Origin of the sequence: Rufibacter psychrotolerans (assembly GCF_016924645.1) — a bacterium.
GTDB classification, from domain to species: domain Bacteria; phylum Bacteroidota; class Bacteroidia; order Cytophagales; family Hymenobacteraceae; genus Nibribacter; species Nibribacter psychrotolerans.
Genome location: NZ_JAFFJV010000015.1, coordinates 238,133 through 256,778, shown reverse-complemented (window position 1 = coordinate 256,778; position 18,646 = coordinate 238,133). Strand labels below are relative to the sequence as shown.

At 51.7% G+C, this 18,646-nt stretch carries 18 protein-coding genes; 12 read left to right on the top strand and 6 right to left on the bottom strand.

From position 1 onward, the window contains the following. Positions 1 to 77: 77 nt before the first annotated feature. Together JT718_RS15515 and JT718_RS15510 are read left to right on the top strand one after the other, a co-directional pair. Positions 78 to 761: a 2'-5' RNA ligase family protein gene (locus tag JT718_RS15515; protein WP_205503618.1), complete on the top strand. Its 684-nt coding sequence runs from the start codon at positions 78 to 80 to the stop codon at positions 759 to 761. A gap of 61 nt (positions 762 to 822) precedes the next feature. Continuing rightward, positions 823 to 1,629 carry a cyclase family protein gene (locus JT718_RS15510; protein WP_205503617.1) on the top strand — a complete coding sequence of 269 codons (807 nt, stop codon included), beginning with the start codon at positions 823 to 825 and terminating at the stop codon, positions 1,627 to 1,629. A 979-nt stretch (positions 1,630 to 2,608) separates the two neighbouring features. Here JT718_RS15510 and rpmA read toward each other — a convergent pair. Both rpmA and rplU read right to left on the bottom strand, forming a co-directional pair. Continuing rightward, entirely contained in the window at positions 2,609 to 2,887 is a 279-nt protein-coding gene (gene rpmA, locus JT718_RS15505; RefSeq protein WP_205503616.1) for a 50S ribosomal protein L27, read from the bottom strand. Between the two features lie 70 nt (positions 2,888 to 2,957). Beyond that, a complete protein-coding gene (gene rplU, locus JT718_RS15500; protein WP_205503615.1) occupies positions 2,958 to 3,266 on the bottom strand; it encodes a 50S ribosomal protein L21 in 309 nt (102 codons plus the stop codon). 959 nt (positions 3,267 to 4,225) lie between these two features. Between rplU and JT718_RS15495 the strand changes: the two genes are divergently transcribed. From JT718_RS15495 to JT718_RS15460, 8 genes are all read left to right on the top strand, one after another. Next, positions 4,226 to 5,185 (top strand): ribonucleoside-diphosphate reductase small subunit, encoded by a 960-nt coding sequence (locus JT718_RS15495; RefSeq protein ID WP_205503614.1) that lies wholly within the window; start codon positions 4,226 to 4,228, stop codon positions 5,183 to 5,185. Positions 5,186 to 5,469: 284 nt separating this feature from the next. After that, positions 5,470 to 7,851 carry a ribonucleoside-diphosphate reductase subunit alpha gene (locus JT718_RS15490; protein WP_205503613.1) on the top strand — a complete coding sequence of 794 codons (2,382 nt, stop codon included), beginning with the start codon at positions 5,470 to 5,472 and terminating at the stop codon, positions 7,849 to 7,851. A gap of 81 nt (positions 7,852 to 7,932) precedes the next feature. Beyond that, complete coding sequence (locus tag JT718_RS15485) at positions 7,933 to 8,766, top strand: hypothetical protein (protein WP_205503612.1); 834 nt, start codon at positions 7,933 to 7,935, stop codon at positions 8,764 to 8,766. A gap of 76 nt (positions 8,767 to 8,842) precedes the next feature. Continuing rightward, entirely contained in the window at positions 8,843 to 9,190 is a 348-nt protein-coding gene (locus tag JT718_RS15480) for an STAS-like domain-containing protein (protein WP_066830462.1), read from the top strand. Beyond that, positions 9,183 to 9,782 carry a hypothetical protein gene (locus JT718_RS15475; protein ID WP_205503611.1) on the top strand — a complete coding sequence of 200 codons (600 nt, stop codon included), beginning with the start codon at positions 9,183 to 9,185 and terminating at the stop codon, positions 9,780 to 9,782. The genes JT718_RS15480 and JT718_RS15475 overlap by 8 nt, the downstream gene beginning before the upstream one ends. Further along, the gene (locus JT718_RS15470; RefSeq protein ID WP_205503644.1) at positions 9,779 to 10,297 is read left to right on the top strand and encodes a DUF2199 domain-containing protein; all 519 of its coding nucleotides are present in this window, start codon (positions 9,779 to 9,781) and stop codon (positions 10,295 to 10,297) included. The genes JT718_RS15475 and JT718_RS15470 overlap by 4 nt, the downstream gene beginning before the upstream one ends. A 278-nt stretch (positions 10,298 to 10,575) precedes the next feature. Continuing rightward, positions 10,576 to 11,418: a PdaC/RsiV family protein gene (locus tag JT718_RS15465; RefSeq protein WP_205503610.1), complete on the top strand. Its 843-nt coding sequence runs from the start codon at positions 10,576 to 10,578 to the stop codon at positions 11,416 to 11,418. A 198-nt stretch (positions 11,419 to 11,616) separates the two neighbouring features. After that, the gene (locus JT718_RS15460; RefSeq protein WP_205503609.1) at positions 11,617 to 14,028 is read left to right on the top strand and encodes a T9SS type A sorting domain-containing protein; all 2,412 of its coding nucleotides are present in this window, start codon (positions 11,617 to 11,619) and stop codon (positions 14,026 to 14,028) included. A gap of 148 nt (positions 14,029 to 14,176) precedes the next feature. On the opposite strand, the gene JT718_RS15455 is transcribed toward JT718_RS15460, so the two are convergent. The 4 genes from JT718_RS15455 to JT718_RS15440 all read right to left on the bottom strand — a co-directional run bounded on the left by JT718_RS15455 (position 14,177) and on the right by JT718_RS15440 (position 16,947). Further along, positions 14,177 to 14,977, bottom strand: coding sequence for a hypothetical protein (locus JT718_RS15455; RefSeq protein WP_205503608.1), 801 nt, complete (start codon positions 14,975 to 14,977; stop codon positions 14,177 to 14,179). A 183-nt stretch (positions 14,978 to 15,160) separates the two neighbouring features. Further along, positions 15,161 to 15,616 (bottom strand): DUF421 domain-containing protein, encoded by a 456-nt coding sequence (locus JT718_RS15450; RefSeq protein WP_205503607.1) that lies wholly within the window; start codon positions 15,614 to 15,616, stop codon positions 15,161 to 15,163. A gap of 212 nt (positions 15,617 to 15,828) precedes the next feature. After that, the gene (locus JT718_RS15445; RefSeq protein ID WP_205503606.1) at positions 15,829 to 16,245 is read right to left on the bottom strand and encodes a SpoIIAA family protein; all 417 of its coding nucleotides are present in this window, start codon (positions 16,243 to 16,245) and stop codon (positions 15,829 to 15,831) included. Between the two features lie 282 nt (positions 16,246 to 16,527). Further along, positions 16,528 to 16,947, bottom strand: a complete 420-nt coding sequence (locus JT718_RS15440) for an STAS/SEC14 domain-containing protein (RefSeq protein ID WP_205503605.1) — start codon at positions 16,945 to 16,947, stop codon at positions 16,528 to 16,530. Positions 16,948 to 17,520: 573 nt separating this feature from the next. Between JT718_RS15440 and JT718_RS15435 the strand changes: the two genes are divergently transcribed. Next, positions 17,521 to 17,901, top strand: a complete 381-nt coding sequence (locus JT718_RS15435) for an Hsp20/alpha crystallin family protein (protein ID WP_205503604.1) — start codon at positions 17,521 to 17,523, stop codon at positions 17,899 to 17,901. A 150-nt stretch (positions 17,902 to 18,051) separates the two neighbouring features. Then, a complete protein-coding gene (locus tag JT718_RS15430) occupies positions 18,052 to 18,600 on the top strand; it encodes an Hsp20/alpha crystallin family protein (RefSeq protein ID WP_205503603.1) in 549 nt (182 codons plus the stop codon). Positions 18,601 to 18,646: the final 46 nt, after the last annotated feature.

Genomic DNA, 18,646 nt, shown 5'->3' with positions numbered 1-18,646 from the left:
AAAGTGGGCGGCCTCTGCTGTTTTTGCCCTATTTTAGCGAAAACAGTGCCCAAATAAAGGAATGAGACCCCCAGCTCATGGATTTACAAGCACACTATACCCAGCTTTGGGAGCAGGCCCAGCAGGAGTTTGCCACCGGTAACTTCGCCTTAGACCCGCTCCTGGATTCGCCCCATGATACCCGCAGGGGCATTACCCTGTTGGCCCGCCCCAACGCGGCCGTGAAGCGCGAAGTGCAGGATTTGCTCCGGCACCTGGCGCAGGTAGAACCCGACCAATACTACTATCCGGCCTCAGACATGCACCTCACGGTGCTTTCCATTATCTCCTGCTATCCCGGCTTCAGCCTGGAGCACATCCGGCCCGCGGCCTACGCCGAACTCATTGAAAAGGCGCTGAGGTCCATTGCCCCCTTCAAGGTGGTGTACTCGGGTATTACCGCGTCGCCTTCGTGCGTGCTGGTGCAGGGCTATCCGGTTGGGCCGGCGTTGGAGCTGCTGCGGGACAACGTGCGGAAAGCATTCAGGGCATCCGGCTTGCAGCAGTCCATTGATGAGCGGTATACCCTGCAGACGGCGCACAGCACGGTGGTCAGGTTCAGGGCGCCGCTGAAGCGCCCAACTGCCTTTCTGCAGAAGCTGCGGGAGTGCCGCAAGCGCGAATTTGGCACCTCTACCGTGCATACCCTGGAGCTGGTGTACCATGATTGGTACCAACGCCAGGCCAATACCCAGCTCCTGGCCACCTTCCCGCTGGGGTAAGTGCTTGGGCGGAAATCTGTTTTTGGCGTACTTTCGTGAAAACAGGTTTAAATCCACGGTTATGCTTTCTTCTGCCACCATCACCTTCCGGAACCAGTCGTACGGGTTTAACCCCTTGCAGCCGCTGGATATTTCACTGCCCCTGGCGCTGGGACCGGATACCGTGAACTGCTTCTGGGCCGAGCCGGTGCAGGTGGAAACCATTACCGTGGGGAGCTTTGTGGGCAGCGTGGCCCTGGGCGGCTCCACCAACTACCAGCGCGTGCACCTCACCCCGCACGGCAACGGCACGCATACCGAGTGCTACGGCCACATCTCGCCAGACCCCGCCGCCACGCTGGATAACTGCCTGCCCCGGTTCCTGTTTGTGGCCCAGGTGGTGTCGGTTACGCCGCAGCGGCAGAAAAACGGAGATTGGGTAGTGATGAGCCAGGAGGTGGTAGCGCAGCTGAACGAAAGCAACCTGCCCGAGGCCTTGGTGCTGCGAACCCTGCCTAATGAGGAGAGCAAGCGCACCGCCCACTACTCCGGCACTAACCCCACCTACCTGGAACCCGCTCTGGCCGAATTCCTGGCCTTAAAGGACATTGAACATCTGCTGCTGGATTTGCCCTCCGTAGACCGCGAGGAAGACGGCGGGGCTTTGCTGGCGCACCGGGCGTTCTGGCAATACCCGTCGGCAACCCGCCGAAACGCCACCATTACCGAGCTGATCTTTGTGCCTGACCACGTGCCAGACGGACTGTATTTGCTCAACCTACAAGTCACCTCTCTGGTGCTGGACGCTAGTCCCAGTAAGCCGGTGCTGTATGCGTTAGTGCCTGTCGCAGGGAACGGGGCAGTGTCCTTTGTGGAGGCACCGCATTAGGGTGAAAAGTTGTTTTGCTGTTGTGGGGATGGCTTGGTTTTGCTGTCCCTAGTGAAGTGGCGGTTGTCTATGGCTCATGGGCTGAGTTGTTTCATTGTTTGCTTGGTGCGCTCACGGCCGCGGGGCCCCGCCTTTGCCCCTCGCACTGCCCTTGCGGCCCACTGCTGCAGACTACTCTTAGCTTCTATTCCTCAGGGGCCACAAGCGAGGCGCTCGAGCCAAAGACTGGAATCGGCATCTTCCAGCTGTGGACTTGCATAGCAGCGGTGTTGTCTCAGAACGCTAGACCCCACCTTTGCCTACTTCAAAGACCTCTCTTCCTATGGCGCGGATTTATTTCCGTGACTTACCTTCTAAAGGCACGGAAGTAAATCCGCACCATAGTTCGGGGTCCATAGTTCGGGGCTTAGTACAGGCATCCGTCCGTTCCTTCTGTCCTTTTTAGATAGGCCCACATGGTTCAAGTCTGTGACTTGGACCTATCATGAAGGCAGTTTGCAACTGCCGAGATCCACATTGCCGGCCGCTGGCGCGAGCTTGCAGCTCGTGCCTTCAGTAGCTGATCTAGTTCACGTTCTCCCTCTATGGCGCGTACTTCAGTAGCGTACTTCAGTATAGTATGGTTCAAGTAATAGACTATGGTTCAAGTCTGTGAGGTGGACCTACCATGAGGGCAGTTTGTAACTGCCGTGCGGCGCTAGACTCAGAGGTTCTTGCAAGGGCAATTAGTTTCTTGTCCTGGCTGATTCTTGCAGGATGCAGCATGTCAACAGTCATTCTTCCTTTGGAGAGAGCGAAAGGCATAAGCCCCCTGTGCAGTTGGAGGAAAACAGCAGATAACTGGTGTCCTTATGCCCGCCTGTTTTTAACCTGTTTTCTGGAAAGCAAGCTTAAAACAGAATGCTGGGGCAAACAAAAAAGGCTGCCCGGTGGGGCAGCCTTCTCTGAGTTTTCTTCACTGGCCGAAGCCGGTGTAACGTTATGCTTGGGCTTCAGCGGTTTCAGCTACTGGAAGAACTGAAACGTAAGAACGGTTTTTAGCGCCTTTTTTGAAAGATACTACACCATCGGTCAAAGCGAACAAGGTATGGTCTTTGCCAATGCCTACGTTCTGACCTGGGTGGTGCGCAGTACCGCGCTGACGCACGATGATGTTACCAGCAATGATAGACTGGCCACCGAAGATTTTCACGCCTAGTCTCTTGGAATGTGATTCACGGCCGTTGTTAGAACTACCTACACCTTTTTTGTGTGCCATTTCTGTATTCTATTTAAGTCTAGGCCTAAGCCCTAGATTTGTTCAACAATTAGTTTCTGTCTCTAAAAAATTAACCAATGGTGTTGATCAACACTTTGGTGTATTGTTGACGGTGACCGTTTTTCTTCTTGTAGCCTTTTCTTCTTTTCTTCTTGAAAACGATCACTTTGTCGGCTTTGGCGTGGCCCTGGATGGTTCCAGTTACCTTCACTCCCTCTACAAAAGGAGCACCAACTGTTAAAGTTCCGTTGTCATCAGTTAAAAGAACATTGGCGAACTCTACGGCGTCACCCTCATTGCCGGAAAGCTTGTTAGTGTAGAAGAACTTACCGCTCTCTACTTTCGTCTGGATCCCAGCGATTTCTACAATTGCGTACATCAGCTTACGATAGTTTTTAAAAATGAACCGCAAAGGTAAAACTATCAACGCTTATATCCAAGCCCGGTCGGCTGATTTTTCCTCCTGCGGCGCGAACTATTTCACTGGTTCTGAACAAGTTGAGACTTATCCCCAGAAATGTGGATAACTGGGGTGGATAAACCAAATGTGTAATGATAATCAATGAGTTACGTGTGGGAAAACTGCGGGTAAAAGAACACCGCAGGTGGAAAATGGTGGAAAAGAGGGCGTGAAAACCACTAGAACCAGAGGTGCATCCAGGTGCTTTGGGGTAAATGAAAGTACAGTATTCTGGGGTTAAAACCAAGAAAAACAGTGGGTTTGTGGGTCAAGAGAGTGGCGCCGTCGTCGGGTAGGTTGGGCGGGCACGGGTGTGGGTTGCCTGTGGATATCTGTGGATAAAAAAATATCAACGGTATTCTGGTTTGGGGCTGGTTAGGAAGGTTCCTGTAGGATGGGGCGGGTTGAGGCGTCGTCTTCTGCCCTGGCGGCAGTTTAGGTATTGAGCGAGGGAACGGGAATGAGATTGTGCTTGCGTTTCCGCGGTTTGAGAAGGATTGTGCGGTGTTCAACTTCAGGGTTCCTCTTCTTGCTTTTCTCATTTTCAAGGCGGTGAGCTGCTCTTTCTGCCGGGTGGTTGCTATCCTTAGAGATACCATCCTGCGGCTATAGAATAAAGGCTATATTTAGGGTTTCTAATTTTGATAAAAATATAATATGCTGATTATTAATGACTTATAATGTGGATAACCGTTGGATAAAGAATGTATAAATTAGGCTGCTCTAATCGGGCAAACCACGTATTTGTCCCTATATTTGAAATCTCAAGCCAATACAACTGCCTTCTGGGCCAATGGTTCAGGGGCTGTAACGGCAGAGGGATAGCGCCCGCGCACCGTTATCCTCCTTATTATAAAGAGCAATTAACCGTATAGTTTATGGAGCCCATTTTACAAGAGAACCCGAACCGCTTTGTCCTGTTCCCCATCCAAAACGATGCCGTATGGCAGATGTATAAGAAAGCAGAGGCTAGCTTCTGGACGGCCGAAGAAATCGACTTGTCGCCGGACTTGAAAGATTGGGAAAAGCTGAACGACGGCGAACGCCACTTCATTTCCCACGTGCTGGCGTTCTTTGCCGCCTCAGACGGCATCGTGAACGAGAACCTGGCCATCAACTTCATGCAAGAGGTGCAGATGCCAGAAGCCCGTTGCTTCTACGGTTTCCAGATTATGATGGAAAACATCCACTCGGAGACCTATTCGCTGCTAATTGACACCTACATCAAAGACCCGCAGGAAAAAGACCGCCTGTTCAACGCGCTGGAGACCGTGCCGTGCGTGCAGAAAAAAGGCGAGTGGGCTTTGAAGTGGATCAACTCAGAGAACTTCACTGAGAGATTGATTGCCTTTGCCGCAGTAGAGGGCATCTTCTTCTCTGGTTCTTTCTGCTCTATCTTCTGGCTGAAGAAGCGCGGTCTGATGCCGGGCCTCACCTTCTCCAATGAGTTGATCTCGCGCGACGAGGGACTGCACACCGACTTTGCGTGCCTGCTGTACTCTATGCTGCAGAACAAGTTGTCTGAGGAGCGCGTACATACCATCATCCGCGACGCGGTGAGCATTGAGCAGGAGTTTGTGACCGATGCCCTGCCCGTGGACCTCATAGGGATGAACGCAAAACTCATGACACAATACATTGAGTTTGTAGCAGACCGCCTGTTAGTGGCGCTGGGCTACAGTAAAATCTACCATGCCTCCAATCCATTTGACTTCATGGAGATGATCTCCCTGCAAGGCAAAACCAACTTCTTTGAGAAACGCGTGGGCGAGTACCAGAAATCGGGCGTGATGAGCGACCGTGACTCCAACGTGTTCTCTCTGGACGAAGACTTTTAATCTATAACCCGGGGCGGCTCCTGTTCTGGGGCTGTTTTCCCTAAAACACGGCAGAAACACCTGGCAGCCGGTTGGGTTATCTTTCTCTTATTCATGATCATAACCCGTTTTAACCGCTTTTCGGCGGCGAACAGGTAAAATACGGCCTTCTCTGTAGGGTATTGAAAACCGCCCGCAGCAGGAGTGACACAGAAGCGCCTTGTCCAAAGGGCAGGGTGCCAGGTAAAGACTTAGTTAAAACAGACCTTTCCAGTCTGCGAGTACCTTTAAAAAACAGGAAAAATATGTTAGTTGTAAAGAGAGATGGCCGCCGGGAGTCGGTCAAATTTGATAAGATCACGGCCCGCATTGAGAAGCTATGCTACGGCCTGAACATGACGTTCGTGAGCCCTATTGAGGTCGCCAAAAAGGTGATTGACGGGATCTATGATGGCGTGACCACCGTGGAACTGGACAACCTGGCGGCAGAGACGGCGGCGTCTTTGACCACCAAACACCCAGACTACGCCATTCTGGCGGCGCGTATTGCCATCTCCAGCCTGCACAAGGTAACGCAGAAGTCGTTCTTCAACACCATGAAGCAGCTCTACACCTATGTAGACCCCAAAACCGGGGAAAACGCTTCTCTGATTGCGAAGGACGTGTTTGACGTGATCAAGAAACACGCGGCCGTGCTGGACTCCAGCATCATCTATGACCGCGACTATAACTATGACTACTTCGGGTACAAAACCCTGGAGCGCTCTTACCTGCTGCGCGTGAACGGCAAAGTAGTGGAGCGTCCGCAGCACATGCTCATGCGCGTGGCCGTGGGTATCCATAAGAACGACATTGACGCGGCCATTGAGACCTACAACCTCATGTCTGAAAAGTGGTTCACGCACGCTACCCCTACCTTGTTCAACGCCGGTACGCCTAAACCGCAGTTGTCTTCCTGCTTCCTGTTAACCATGAAGGAAGACAGCATTCCGGGTATTTATGACACGCTTAAAAACTGCGCGCTTATCTCCCAGAGCGCCGGTGGTATTGGCCTGGCGGTGCACAACATCCGGGCCACCGGTTCTTACATCAAAGGCACCAACGGTACGTCTAACGGCTTGGTACCGATGCTGAAAGTGTTCAATGACACGGCCCGTTACGTAGACCAGGGCGGCGGGAAGCGCAAAGGCGCCTTCGCGATTTACCTGGAGCCATGGCACGCTGATATCTTCGAGTTTCTGGATCTGCGCAAGAACCACGGAAAAGAAGAGATGCGTACCCGTGACCTGTTCTTAGCGTTATGGACGCCAGACCTGTTCATGAAGCGCGTGGAAGCCAACGGTGACTGGAGCCTGATGTGCCCCAATGAGTGCCCAGGCTTGTCTGAAACCTGGGGCAAAGACTTTGAGCGCCTGTATGAAAAATACGAGCGCGAGGGCAAAGCCCGTAAGACCGTTAAGGCGCAGGAACTGTGGTTCGCCATTCTGGAGGCTCAGACCGAGACCGGTACGCCGTACATGCTGTTCAAAGACCACGCCAACGGCAAGTCTAACCAGCAGAACCTGGGTACCATCAAGAGCTCTAACCTGTGCACCGAGATCATTGAGTACACCGATGCCGATGAGATTGCCGTGTGTAACCTGGCCTCTCTGGCCTTGCCACGCTTTATCAAGGAAGAAGGCGGCCGTAAGTTCTTTGACCACCAGAAGCTGTACGAGGTAACCTACACCGTTACCAAGAACCTGAACAAGGTCATTGACATCAACTACTACCCGGTACCAGAGGCTAAGAAGTCTAATCTGCGTCACCGCCCAATAGGCTTAGGCGTGCAAGGCTTGGCCGATGCTTTCCTGAAACTGCGTATGCCGTTTGACAGCGAAGAAGCTGCCCGCCTGAACAAAGACATCTTTGAGACCATTTACTTCGCGGCCATGACGGCCTCTAAGGACCTGGCGAAAAAGAACGGACCATACGAGACGTTTGAAGGTTCGCCTATCAGCCGGGGTATCTTCCAGTTTGACATGTGGGGCGTGAAGCCAGAGAGCGGCCGTTGGGACTGGGAAGCGCTTCGTCAGGAAGTGGTAGAGCACGGGGTGCGTAACTCTCTGTTGGTAGCGCCCATGCCAACCGCTTCTACCTCGCAGATCTTGGGGAACAACGAAGGGTTTGAGCCTTACACGTCTAACATCTACGTGCGCCGCGTGTTGAGCGGGGAGTTCATGGTGGTGAACAAGCACTTGTTGCAGGATCTGATTGACCTTAACCTGTGGAACGACCAGATGAAGAATGCCATTATTGCCGCCAACGGCTCGGTACAGGGTATTCCTAACATTCCGCAGCACATCAAAGACCTGTACAAGACCGTGTGGGAGATCAGCCAGCGGACCATCATTGATATGTCTGCCGACCGCGGTGCGTATATCTGCCAGAGCCAAAGCCTGAACCTGCACGTGTCTAACGTGAACTTCGGGAAACTGACGTCAATGCACTTCCACTCCTGGAAGAAAGGCTTGAAAACCGGTATGTACTACCTGCGCACCAAGGCCGCCGCTGACGCCATCAAGTTCACCGTAGAGAAACAGGCCGCCGAAACCCTGGCCCCTATGTACAGCAGCGTTGAGCAGAACCAAAGCGACATGGCCTGCTCCCTGGATAACCCAGACGCTTGCGAGGCTTGCGGTAGCTAAGAATTAGTTTTGCTTAGATATAGAAAAAGGAGGTCTGAAACGGCCTCCTTTCATATATATACAATATCATATCCATAAGTCGTGGAAGTCACCGATACAGTTTCAATTGCACTTGAAGGAAAGATCACAACTTGTCCTTCCGGGTATAGAAGCTTAGTCAATTTTTATAAGAGATGCTCTTGCTATTACAACACTGTAATCTTCATTGACTTTAAGCCATTATATTGGTTCGATGCAAACTTGAGCGCACTCCTTCAAGCTATCCTCTATAAGCTCAATACTGAAAATAACCTAACATTTAGTCTTGATGTTGAGCTTGTGAAAGCTAAATATCCAATTCTTTTTAGGAATGGCTTTTTAGCTAATCTTCTGACCTTAGCTGATAATGCACGTTCTACTGTAAGATCTGAGTTGTTTTATCCAAACGATGATGTCAAGTTTTGTGAATACATTGAAAAGGATTTGTTGAATCATCCTCAAATGACTCATCTAAAGTGCGAGGGTTTAGATGAGCAGTATCTTGAGCTATTCTCGAACATACAAAAACACGCTGCCACAACCGATCCTGTCTTTGTATGTGGGCAATTTTATCAAAGTCAATCAAAGCTTAATTTTACTATAGTAGATTTAGGCCAAGGATTCTTACCTCCAATTCATAAATTTACTAATGGAGCCATCTCCAATGCAAAAGATGCCATTGAATGGTCTCTAGCGTATGGGCATACAACGAAAGGTGAAGTTCAAACAGGAGGATTGGGACTATACCATTTGTTTGAGCATTGCAAAAACGCAGGAGGTGCTTTCAACATAATAACTGGAGGCGCGTACTGGGGGAACAACTTAGGAGAAATGGGAACAAGAGATGTTCCTGAATTTGTTGGAACTGCGATACATCTTATATACAACTGTGGGTAGTATTGCTTCGTATATCAAATTTGATTAGGTTTGCAAACCTTCTCACAACCCCCAACCACCATTTATTAAGAAAGTTATGCAGTTAAGCATTGCTCAAATCATAGGCAAACAAATTGCTGTACTGGATGTAGACGGCTTGAAAGTTTATGAAAAGCTTCAAGAATCCTATAAGCCACATGAGAAGATTGTGCTTTCATTTGAAGGATTGCGTCACGTGACATCTGCTTTCTTGAATGCTGCACTTGGTAGATTTTTGTTATCTACTCCTCAACCAGAGGAGGCAAAGTCCGCTATCGAATTAAATGGTATTGATAATAGAGCTATTCTAAATAAAGTAAATGAAATTTATAAACTTGCTTTAGACCCAAAAGCAAGAGAAATTAGAGAAAATGCTCGCAATCAAGAGTTAGGAATACATGAGTAAGTTTAAAATTTTTGACATAAGAAAATCTAAGCCGGGCAACCGGCTTTATTTTTTTGATGCGAATGTGTGGCTATGGATATTAAACCCTCCACTCCAACCAAAGTACTACGAAGAAGCATACCTTAACTTTTGGAGGATACTAATTGAGAAGAATACAGACAAGAAGGTGGCAGTAGTTAATACATTGTTACTTTCTGAGATTCTCAATAGGTATCTCAGAATAAGATTCGCAGTTTATAAAGACGAACTTTTGGAGAGTAGAAAACTTGACGAAAAGGGGATTAACAAACTAGATTTTAAAAAAGATTACCGAATTACCCAAGACTATCAAAATTCACTAGAAAGCTTTAAAGATGACTTAGCTGCATATGCTTCCTACATAGAGTTTGATGATAGTGGGCTAGAGCAGATTGACTCTATGCAAACTCTAATGAACACGACTCCTGATTCTGATTTTAATGATACCATTTACTATAACTTTTGTGTTATCAATCAATATGCAATAGTTACACATGATGGCGACTTTGCTTTCCCAGATATTCCTATACTTACTTGTAATAGAAGCCTCTTAGAATTCCAAATTAATAAATAGTTATAGGCTCTATCCATTCCTACACTTGCGCAGACTGCGGCCAAACTCATGAAAGCTGGCCCGCCCTGACCTATTCGTCGCCCACGCATTACAATGACTTATCCGAAGAAGAAACCATTGGCTGTCTTGAGGGTGACTTCTGCACCATTACGCATGAAGACCAGACAGATCGGTTTATCAGAGTAGTGATGACCATTCCAGTGAATAATCACTGCGACGATTTGAATTACGGGCTTTGGGTATCGGTGAGTGAGAAGACCTTCCGTGATTACCAGGAGAACTTTCATAAGGAAGAACATGAGGCTTCTTACTTTGGGTATGTGTGCAACAATCTGCTAGGGTATGAGGATACCTTAAGCGTTCCGTCAACAGTAGTCACCCAACCAGACAACAGAAGGCCAATGGTTTTTCCTTTTGATGATTTTGAGCATCCGCTGGTGCAGGACTTCTACCATGGCATCAGCAAAGAAGAAGCCGAACGGCGCATTGAAGAGATGATTCGTATTACAAGTTAAAGGCTTTGTTTTTCGCCAATGTTGGTGTTATCACCAACATTCTAAACAGCGGCCCCTCCGCAGAACCTAAATCCGCTTGTTGGTGATAACACCAACAAGGGTGAAAAAACGGATCAACGATGAATTGCACTGTCAAGTGCAGAAAAAGCCGAACGGCGCATTGGAGAATTCATTCGCCTTACACGCTAAGGACTTTCCTATTTAACCTGTTTTCACAAAAACAGGCTCAAAATAAGTGAGCATCCGTATAACTACGGTGTTACCCAATTCAGCTTTCCATGCACAAGTATTCTATAGCGCTGCTGGCGCTGGTGAGCAGCATTCTGTTCTCCTGCCAATCTTCGCCAGAAACCACTAAGCCAACCGCTAAAGCAGAGGAGACTTCAGCGGGCAGGGAGCAGGCGCTAACACTTCGTTCGCAGCGCTTGCAGCGGCAGTCTGATTTTTGCAAAGCAGATACCTGTGCCAAAGTGGAATTCCAGTATTTCATGGCCCAGGGCGGTCCCGCACCCCTGCGCGATTCTTTGAACCAGTACATCCGGCGGTACCTGCTGCGGCAGCAACTCACCAATAATCCAGACGCAGACCTTACCAAACAAGGCAACGCCGCAGAGATTACGGCCGAAGAATTTCTGAAGCAGTATGCCCAGAGCAGAAAGGCATTCCCCGAGGCAGCTACCAATATTGGCTGGCAACTGACCATTTCGTCTGACGTGCTCTACCAAACGCCCGCGCGGGTTTCTTTGAAGATGAACGCGGTGGGCTATAGCGGCGGGGCGCACGGCTATGACGTGACCACCCTGCAAAGCTTTGACAGTACGGGACATGCCCTCCGGCTAACAGACATGGTCACAGACACGGTAGAACTCAGGAAACTGGTGGAGCAGGAGTTCAGAAAAGTACGGAAACTAGGGGCTGGCTCATTTGAACAGCAGGGGTTCTACACCCAGGCGGGCAAGCTGCCTTTTCCGCAGAACCTGACGCTCACGCCTGAGGGCCTGCTGCTGTACTACAACGCGTACGAAGTGAATGCCTACGCCTTCGGGCCCACCGAACTGCTGCTGCCGTATGCGCAGTTGAAGACTCTTTTAAAACAGAGATACCGGCCTAAGTCTGACTGATCAAGGATCGGCAAAAGAACTGGCGCCGCTTTTAGCTGGCCCGGTTGTTCCTGGCAGATCGGTTAAAGGCTTGCTGGGCATATTCCTTCGTAGCTGGCAGTGGTGCCCCTCCTGGATTATACCAAAAGATAGGTATTCCCATCCTGTGTAATTCGGTCGTTATTTGTGGGGCATAGAACCCTTTAAAACTGCCACCGCATGAAACACAGCTACTTGAGTTCTTTCTCGCGAAAACTATCCTTAGCCCTTGGGCTGGCCCTCTCCGTTCAGATCAGCACTAGTAGTGTGGCCATGGCGCAGGGGCAGGCCACCTGGCTGGAGCGGGCCTCAGGCTTCACTACGCCGGCAAGGGGAATCAGGACCCTGGATGCGGTGGATGAGAAGGTGGCCTGGGCCTCGGGGTACGATGCCAGTAGTGCCAATCGGCCCACACAGGAATTTACCCGTACCGTAGACGGGGGCAACACCTGGGTTCCGGGAGTGATTCCCGGCGATGAAACCGCATACATCGGCAACATTCATGGGGCCAGTGCCACGGAGGCCTGGGCGGCGCTGCAATCTTCCAAGGCAAACGGGAACAAGGGGGTCTTCCATACTACCAACGGAGGGCAGACCTGGGTAAAGCAAGCCTCCGCGTTTTTCAACTCCCCCACTTCGTTCATCAACTGGGTCACGTTCTCAGATGCCACCAACGGGGTTACCGGCGGAGATCCGGTAGATGGCTATTTTGAGCTCTATACCACCAATAACGGCGGGCAGAACTGGGTGCGCGTACCGCAGGCCAACCTGCCGGCGGCCTTGCCCGATGAGTACGGACTAACCAATGTGTTTACCACCACGGGCAATGCCACCTGGTTTGGCACGAGCCAGGGCAGGGTGTTCAGAAGCACAGACCAGGGCCTTACCTGGAGGGTGTCAACCCCGTTTACGACCAGCGTTCATGTTTCCTCGCTTGCCTTTAGCCCCAACGGCACCGGCATTGCCATTGGCCTGGAGCAAGGAACCGGCAACTTGGTGTACGCCCGCACCGGAAACGGAGGCGCCAGCTGGGCTCCCGCAAAAAGTCAGAACCCGGCGGGTATCTATGCCAATGATGTGGCCTATGTGCCAGGTACCCCCAGCACGTTTGTGATCACCGGGGTGCGCTCCGGCGCCATGGGTTCAGCGTACAGCAGAGACGGTGGCGCCAGCTGGACCGTGCTTGACAATGACGTGCAGCACCTGGAGGTAGACTTCGCCAGCCCTACCGCCGGCTGGTCGGGGGGGTACTCGCGCAGCAGTACAGAAGGCGGCATGTTCACCTTCAACGCATCGCTGGCGACTACTCCTTCGGGCGTGCCGGTGGGGTGGGTAGAGCAGACCAATGGCTTGGGCGGTGAAACCAAAGGCTTTAGCTCCCTGGATGCCGTAAACGACCAGGTGGTGTGGGCTTTGCGCTACGGAGCTACCGGAGCAAGCCCGCAGACAGTGCCAGAATTTGTAAAAACTACCGATGGGGGCGCCACCTGGACGGTGGGGCAACTGGCAGGACTAACCAATTCTGATGCGGGGAATATTGAGGCTATCAGTGCCACGGAGGCGTATGCCACCGTCAAGAAACACGACGATGCCAATGGCACTGGAGTTTACCATACCACCAATGGCGGCGTAACCTGGACCAAGCAAGCCACCGCCCAATACGCTAACCCAGCTTCGTTCCCTAACTGGATCACGTTCACCGATGCCACCCACGGGGTAACAGCCGGCGACCCCATAGACGGTTATTTTGAGATCTATACCACCAGTAATGGCGGGCAGAATTGGGTGCGGGTGCCCCAGACCAACATGCCGGCAACCTTGTCTGGTGAGTTTGGCCTCACCAATGACTTTACCAAACAGGGGAACACGGTTTGGTTTGGAACCACCGCGGGCCGGGTGTACAAAAGCACCGACCACGGGCTAACCTGGACCGCATCGGCCCCGTTTGGCACCAACGTGCAGGTGACCGACATGGCTTTCAGCCCCAATGGGACCGGTATAGTGGTTGGTTTTGAAAGTGGCACCAGTAATTTGCAGTTGGCGCACACCACAGACGGAGGCACCACCTGGACCACCCCGGTAACCGAAGCACCGGCGGGCTTACGGGTCAGCGGCATTGCCCATGTGCCAGGCACCCCTGCTACTTTTGTGATTACAGGGTCTAGCGGCCCCTGGGTTGGTTCTGCCTACAGCACAGACGCCGGCCTAACCTGGGTGGTCATTGACCAGAACGTACAGCACCTGGAAGTGACGTTCACCAGCCCCACCTCGGGGTGGTCGGGCGGCTTTAACAAAGCCTTCAAGTTCTCCGGCTCCCTGGCCACCACGTTAACCAGTAGCCCAGACCAGATGGGGGAGAGCAGCCTGGTGGTTTACCCCAACCCGGCCACTTCTGAGATCACCGTAGTGGGGAGTACGCTGGCCAAAGGAGCCCGCGTGCTGCTCTACAACGTGAGCGGCCAGCTGGTACTTGACCAACTCTTGCCGGAGCAACGCCATACCTTGTCAGTGGGGCACCTGCCCAAGGGCCTGTACATGCTACAGCTAATAGAGAAGGGTGCCGTAACAAAGCGGAAAGTAGTGTTAAGGTAACCAGCCGGTTGGTGCCCTGAAAAAAGGAAAGGCTGTCTGCTACACTGCAGACAGCCTTTCCTTTTTTCAGCGGCCCGTTTTAGGCGTTGTTTCAGAAAATCTGGCCAGAAATATGAAACTGGCCAGGGAGGGCGGTTCTTGAAAGGGCCTACATCTGGTACGTGTACACCGTGTCAAACGCGTTGCCGGTAGAGGGCGTGGTGGTCTTCTTCACGGGTAAATTCTGCTCATTGTACTGGTACGTGAAGGTGGTAACGCGTTGTTCTCCGCTGGCCAGCGTGATGGTTACCTTGCCCGGGTTGTTTTTGTGCAGGACAATGCTGGGGGTAAACAAAAAGCCGGTGAGGTGGTCTACCGAGATCTTGCCGTCATAGCCCTCGTACTTCATGGTCTGGGCCAGTTCCCAGGCTTGCCCATTGGCCGCCCTGTGGTACATGGCATGCTCGCTCAGGTTGCCGTTGGCGTCATAGGTGAAGGTGCTTTTGTTGGCCGCCGTAGGCTCATCAGAGGCAGGGGTCTTGAAATAACTGTAGCGCGTGGCCAGCTTGCCGGCGGTGTTGTATTCAAAGGTGTGGTAGCTTTCCAGCTGGTCGTTGATGAGCTCGTCAATCTTGTAGAGCTTGTTGTCGGCGGTGTAGAAATAGGCGTTCTCGGTGTTCAGGTCTGGTCCTTCGGTGAGCACGTAGGAGATACGGCCCCAGTTGTCATAGATGACCTCGCTCTCAGAGTCTTCGTTCTCGTTAAGGGCCAGGAAGCCGTGCCCCACAATGCCGGTCAGCCAGCCAGTGGGCGAGTACAGGAATTCGCGCTGGTCTCCCTGGGTGGTGGTCACCTTCTTGAGCAGGATGGGGTTGTAGTTGGTGGTAGGCTGCGGGTTATCTAAGGAACAGCCCGTCAGGAACAGCATCGCCACAAAGGCAAATGCAAGGGTGCGTAGGTAGGTCTTCATAGTGTTTAGGCAAATGGGCTCCCTTTTTTAAGGTTTGGGAGTATATAAGGGAGAGCCCCAAAAGGCCGCGAAGGTTGCACCCGCCGCAGATTTTTAGCCAGAGGCCGGTATGCTCCAAGCCCACGCGCCGGTGCTCCTTAAAGAGAGGCAAGGAAAGCGAGAAGCCCCGCGCAGGGAGCAAAATCAGGATTTGCCTTCTTTTTTGTACACCACGCTTATGCTGCCGCTGCGCTCCAGGCAGGCGGTTTCAATCTGGGTGACATCTACCGGGCCGCCTTTGGTGCGAAGGGTCTCCAGGATGTCGTTTTCGGTGACGCTGTGGGCGCGCATGACTTCTTTCAGGTATTGGCCGTCTTGCACCAGGGTAGTGGTCTTGCCCTTCAGGAAGTTGCTGAAGGCCTCGCCGTGTCTGGTTTTGGTTGCCGCGGCTGCCAAGAGCCGGTGCAGCAGAATGAGCACCAGGCCGGCGGCAAGCGTTGGTCCAAACGGCGAGGTGCCCGTAATGGCGCGGCTCATGATAGAGCCGTACATGACCCCCAGCACAATGTCAAAGGCGCTGTGCCGGCCAAAGATGCGTTTGTTGGCAATACGGACGTACGTCAATGAAATAAAGAAGACCACCACCGCCCTGATAGACATTTGCCACCAGTTCAGGTTTTCTTCCCCAAGGCCCAAGAGAAATTCAAGTGTTTCCATCATCAAACCCAAACGGGCCCGGCGGAGGAGAGTTTCAGGAATTTGAATATGGAAGCGTGGCTGCCGAAAGTAGCGGGTTTTAAGGCTGATTTTCTGGTTTAAGGCCAAAAGCCCGAAAATGGCCCATAAATGGCATTGTCTGAAGATTGGATGGGCTAAAACGCCTGCATGAGCCAGCGCAGGGCTTCTTCCTCGTCCTGGAAATTCCGGAGGGTAAGGTCGCCCAGGTCTCCGGCCAATTGGATGAGGTGTTCCACGGCTTCCACTTGGTCCAGGTCCTCTGAAGGCAGAATGGCCATGCGGCGCAACGGGCTGGCCAGGAACGCCGGCACCACGTGCTCAGAGATCCAATCACGGTCTTCTTCCGGAAAAGATTTCATCTGGCGGTCATCGGCGAGCCACCGGGTAAGGCGGTATTTCTCCATCACGTGGGCGCAGATAAGGAATGCTTCCTGTAGATCGGCTTTGGATAATTTTCCCCGCCAGACGGCTTTGCCTAAAGCTCTTTCCTCGTCATACGTAATGGTGAAATTGAAGCTCTCATAATAGACAGAGGGTAGCTCTAAAGACATGTGGTTTTTACTTATTTAATGATAAACCTGCCCTAAAGGCGGTTATCTGAATAGAATTTTGTATTTAATATATTCGCTAATATATATAAGGTTTCCGGCAAAACCAGCGCCGGCCTCGTACAGCTACCTGACTGACTGAGCCACAGGCAGTTTTGTTTGCACTAAATGAGCAGCAAGGGGCTACGGTTGCCCAGTTAGTGCTTTGCCAGCACCCGTTGGTGCTTTACAGGGAAAGTGGATGAAAGGAAGACGGCACTGCAGGTAGACCGCTGCCGGGTGGGGCTAGACCGCTGCCTGAGAAAGTGGGGCCATTAACCAGGCCAGGGCGGCGGCCTCCTGGTTGAAATCACGAATAGTCATCTGTTCCTTGCTGTTGGCCCGCTGCATGAGTTGCTCCACCGCCATTTTGTTGAACACATCTTCAGACACCAGGGTGGCAATGCGGCGCAGCGAGGTGTTGAGCATGCGCGGAATGATGGTCTCGGCAAACCATTGTTGGTCTGCCTGCCTGATTACCCTCATTTTGCGGTTGTCGGCGAGCCAGCGGGTAATGCCCTGCTCCTCCATCAGCTCAATGCACTTTTGGGTTGCTTCTCTGAATTCCTCGCTTGAGAGGAAGCCGTTCCAGACCGCATACGCTGTGCTCAGTTCATCGTCATAGCTGAGTTCAAGGCTGCCAGAAAGAAAATAGCTTTTCTTCATAAGGGTAATGGCACTATCCGGTAGTTGCTCAAAGAAGCCGTGCCAGAAGGGAGAGGGTTCTTTGCTGCCCGGTAAAGTTAATAATAAAAATAATTCAATCTCCTGGACCAGCGCCCGGGCGCAGGTGGTGGGTGTCAGCCACCCGGCACGGCAGAATTACTGCCTGGCCAACAGGGCCATTGTACCGCGTGGCGGCAGATTTGTCATTTGCCCTAGTAGAACGCCGGAAGGGCTAAGCCTAGTCTAGCCTGCCCCACCTATTTTCAGCCGCTCTTGGTTTGCTGAGCTAATCGGTTCTCTGGTTGGTACGGAGGTTTGGTTTTAGGGCTGTTTTGCCGGTTTTGGGCAAGAAAGAAGATGGTACAGCGGGGTTGTTATAACCACATTCCTGGTAAAAACATGGATAGCCAAGTCTGAATTTCTTGCAGTTTTTAGCCTGTTATATTGTCACGTTTGCCTGTTTTGCGCTTGTCATTCTGTCTTGTTTGGTGCGCGGAAAGGCCTTTTCTTGGCTTGGTACGCCCTTTGTAACTACCCTTCATGAATAACAAAGAAAGGAAGAGGTGAAGAGTCATGAAACTCATTAAAGATAAAAAGTTCTTACAGAACGTAGCGCATTACATAGACTTAACCAACACCATTGGCGGTGGCGTTGTGCAGCCGCAGGTGAGTACGGTTAAGCGTAAGAAGGATGTGGTACTAAGGATCACGCTCCCCGGCGTTGCTCCTGAACAGTGCCAGGTGGTGTTGGACAAGAACCAACTCACCGTGGCAGCCCTGCACCAGAATGAGCAGTTCCCGGCCATGCAGATGCCTTTGTTCCACCAGAATTTTCTGCTGCCTCCTTACGTAGACTTGAATGCCATAAAAGTGGTGCATGAAGGAAATGAGTTACGGGTACTCCTGCCTTTTCTGCCGCTTGGTCCCAGGCTTTTGGACATTGAGCAACGCTAAACATATACCCGGGGAGGAGCTTTGCCTGCGGGTGCTTAAAAGCTTCTTCCTGCCCCGGCCTGTAACGGCCCCCGTGCTTTTGGCTTGGTAATGGCAGGGCTTTCTGCCAGATGTTTCATGTCACATATTTAAATGAGAAAAGCTATGGCAATGCAACGTTTAGGTAGCGGCTTTGACGACTTAATGCCGCAGACGTTCAGCAGTATGCTGGATCGTTTCTTCAATGAATCTGTGAACAACCGTGAGCGCATGACCCGGTTCAGCCCTCAGGTAGACACTTGCGAGACAGAGCAAGGGTATGAAATAGAAGTAGCCTTGCCTGGTCTTAAGAAGGAAGACATTCACTTAGACTTCCAGCAAGGGCGTCTGACCATTTCTGGCGAGCGCCGCTTTAACAATGAGCAAAAAGACAAGCGCTACCATTTAATTGAAAGCCAGTATGGTTCGTTCATGCGTTCATTCCAGTTCCCTGACACCGTGAAGGCCGATAACATTGAGGCGGTCTTTGAGAATGGCGTGCTGCGGGTAATGGTGCCTAAAGACGAACAAAAAACGGCCAAACGCCGGATTGAGGTACGGGAAGGCAACGCTGGGCCTATCCAGCTGGAAAAAGAGAACAACTCTTCAGACAATAAAATGAGTACCTCATCCTCCAAGAAGAAACAGGCATCCCTTGCCCATGAAAATGGCGCTCACTAATCTGAGCCCTACCCCAAAAAGAGAGGGCACCCCAAACAGGGTGCCC

Coding starts and splice junctions, on each gene's coding strand:
- JT718_RS15435 (WP_205503604.1), top strand. CDS start 17,521: ATGAAACTCATTAAAGATAAAAAGTTCTTACAGAACGTAGCGCATTAC.
- JT718_RS15495 (WP_205503614.1), top strand. CDS start 4,226: ATGGAGCCCATTTTACAAGAGAACCCGAACCGCTTTGTCCTGTTCCCC.
- JT718_RS15450 (WP_205503607.1), bottom strand. CDS start 15,616: ATGTCTATCAGGGCGGTGGTGGTCTTCTTTATTTCATTGACGTACGTC.
- JT718_RS15430 (WP_205503603.1), top strand. CDS start 18,052: ATGCAACGTTTAGGTAGCGGCTTTGACGACTTAATGCCGCAGACGTTC.
- JT718_RS15475 (WP_205503611.1), top strand. CDS start 9,183: ATGAGTAAGTTTAAAATTTTTGACATAAGAAAATCTAAGCCGGGCAAC.
- JT718_RS15490 (WP_205503613.1), top strand. CDS start 5,470: ATGTTAGTTGTAAAGAGAGATGGCCGCCGGGAGTCGGTCAAATTTGAT.
- JT718_RS15465 (WP_205503610.1), top strand. CDS start 10,576: ATGCACAAGTATTCTATAGCGCTGCTGGCGCTGGTGAGCAGCATTCTG.
- JT718_RS15445 (WP_205503606.1), bottom strand. CDS start 16,245: ATGTCTTTAGAGCTACCCTCTGTCTATTATGAGAGCTTCAATTTCACC.
- JT718_RS15455 (WP_205503608.1), bottom strand. CDS start 14,977: ATGAAGACCTACCTACGCACCCTTGCATTTGCCTTTGTGGCGATGCTG.
- JT718_RS15510 (WP_205503617.1), top strand. CDS start 823: ATGCTTTCTTCTGCCACCATCACCTTCCGGAACCAGTCGTACGGGTTT.
- rpmA (WP_205503616.1), bottom strand. CDS start 2,887: ATGGCACACAAAAAAGGTGTAGGTAGTTCTAACAACGGCCGTGAATCA.
- JT718_RS15480 (WP_066830462.1), top strand. CDS start 8,843: ATGCAGTTAAGCATTGCTCAAATCATAGGCAAACAAATTGCTGTACTG.
- rplU (WP_205503615.1), bottom strand. CDS start 3,266: ATGTACGCAATTGTAGAAATCGCTGGGATCCAGACGAAAGTAGAGAGC.
- JT718_RS15460 (WP_205503609.1), top strand. CDS start 11,617: ATGAAACACAGCTACTTGAGTTCTTTCTCGCGAAAACTATCCTTAGCC.
- JT718_RS15515 (WP_205503618.1), top strand. CDS start 78: ATGGATTTACAAGCACACTATACCCAGCTTTGGGAGCAGGCCCAGCAG.
- JT718_RS15440 (WP_205503605.1), bottom strand. CDS start 16,947: ATGAAGAAAAGCTATTTTCTTTCTGGCAGCCTTGAACTCAGCTATGAC.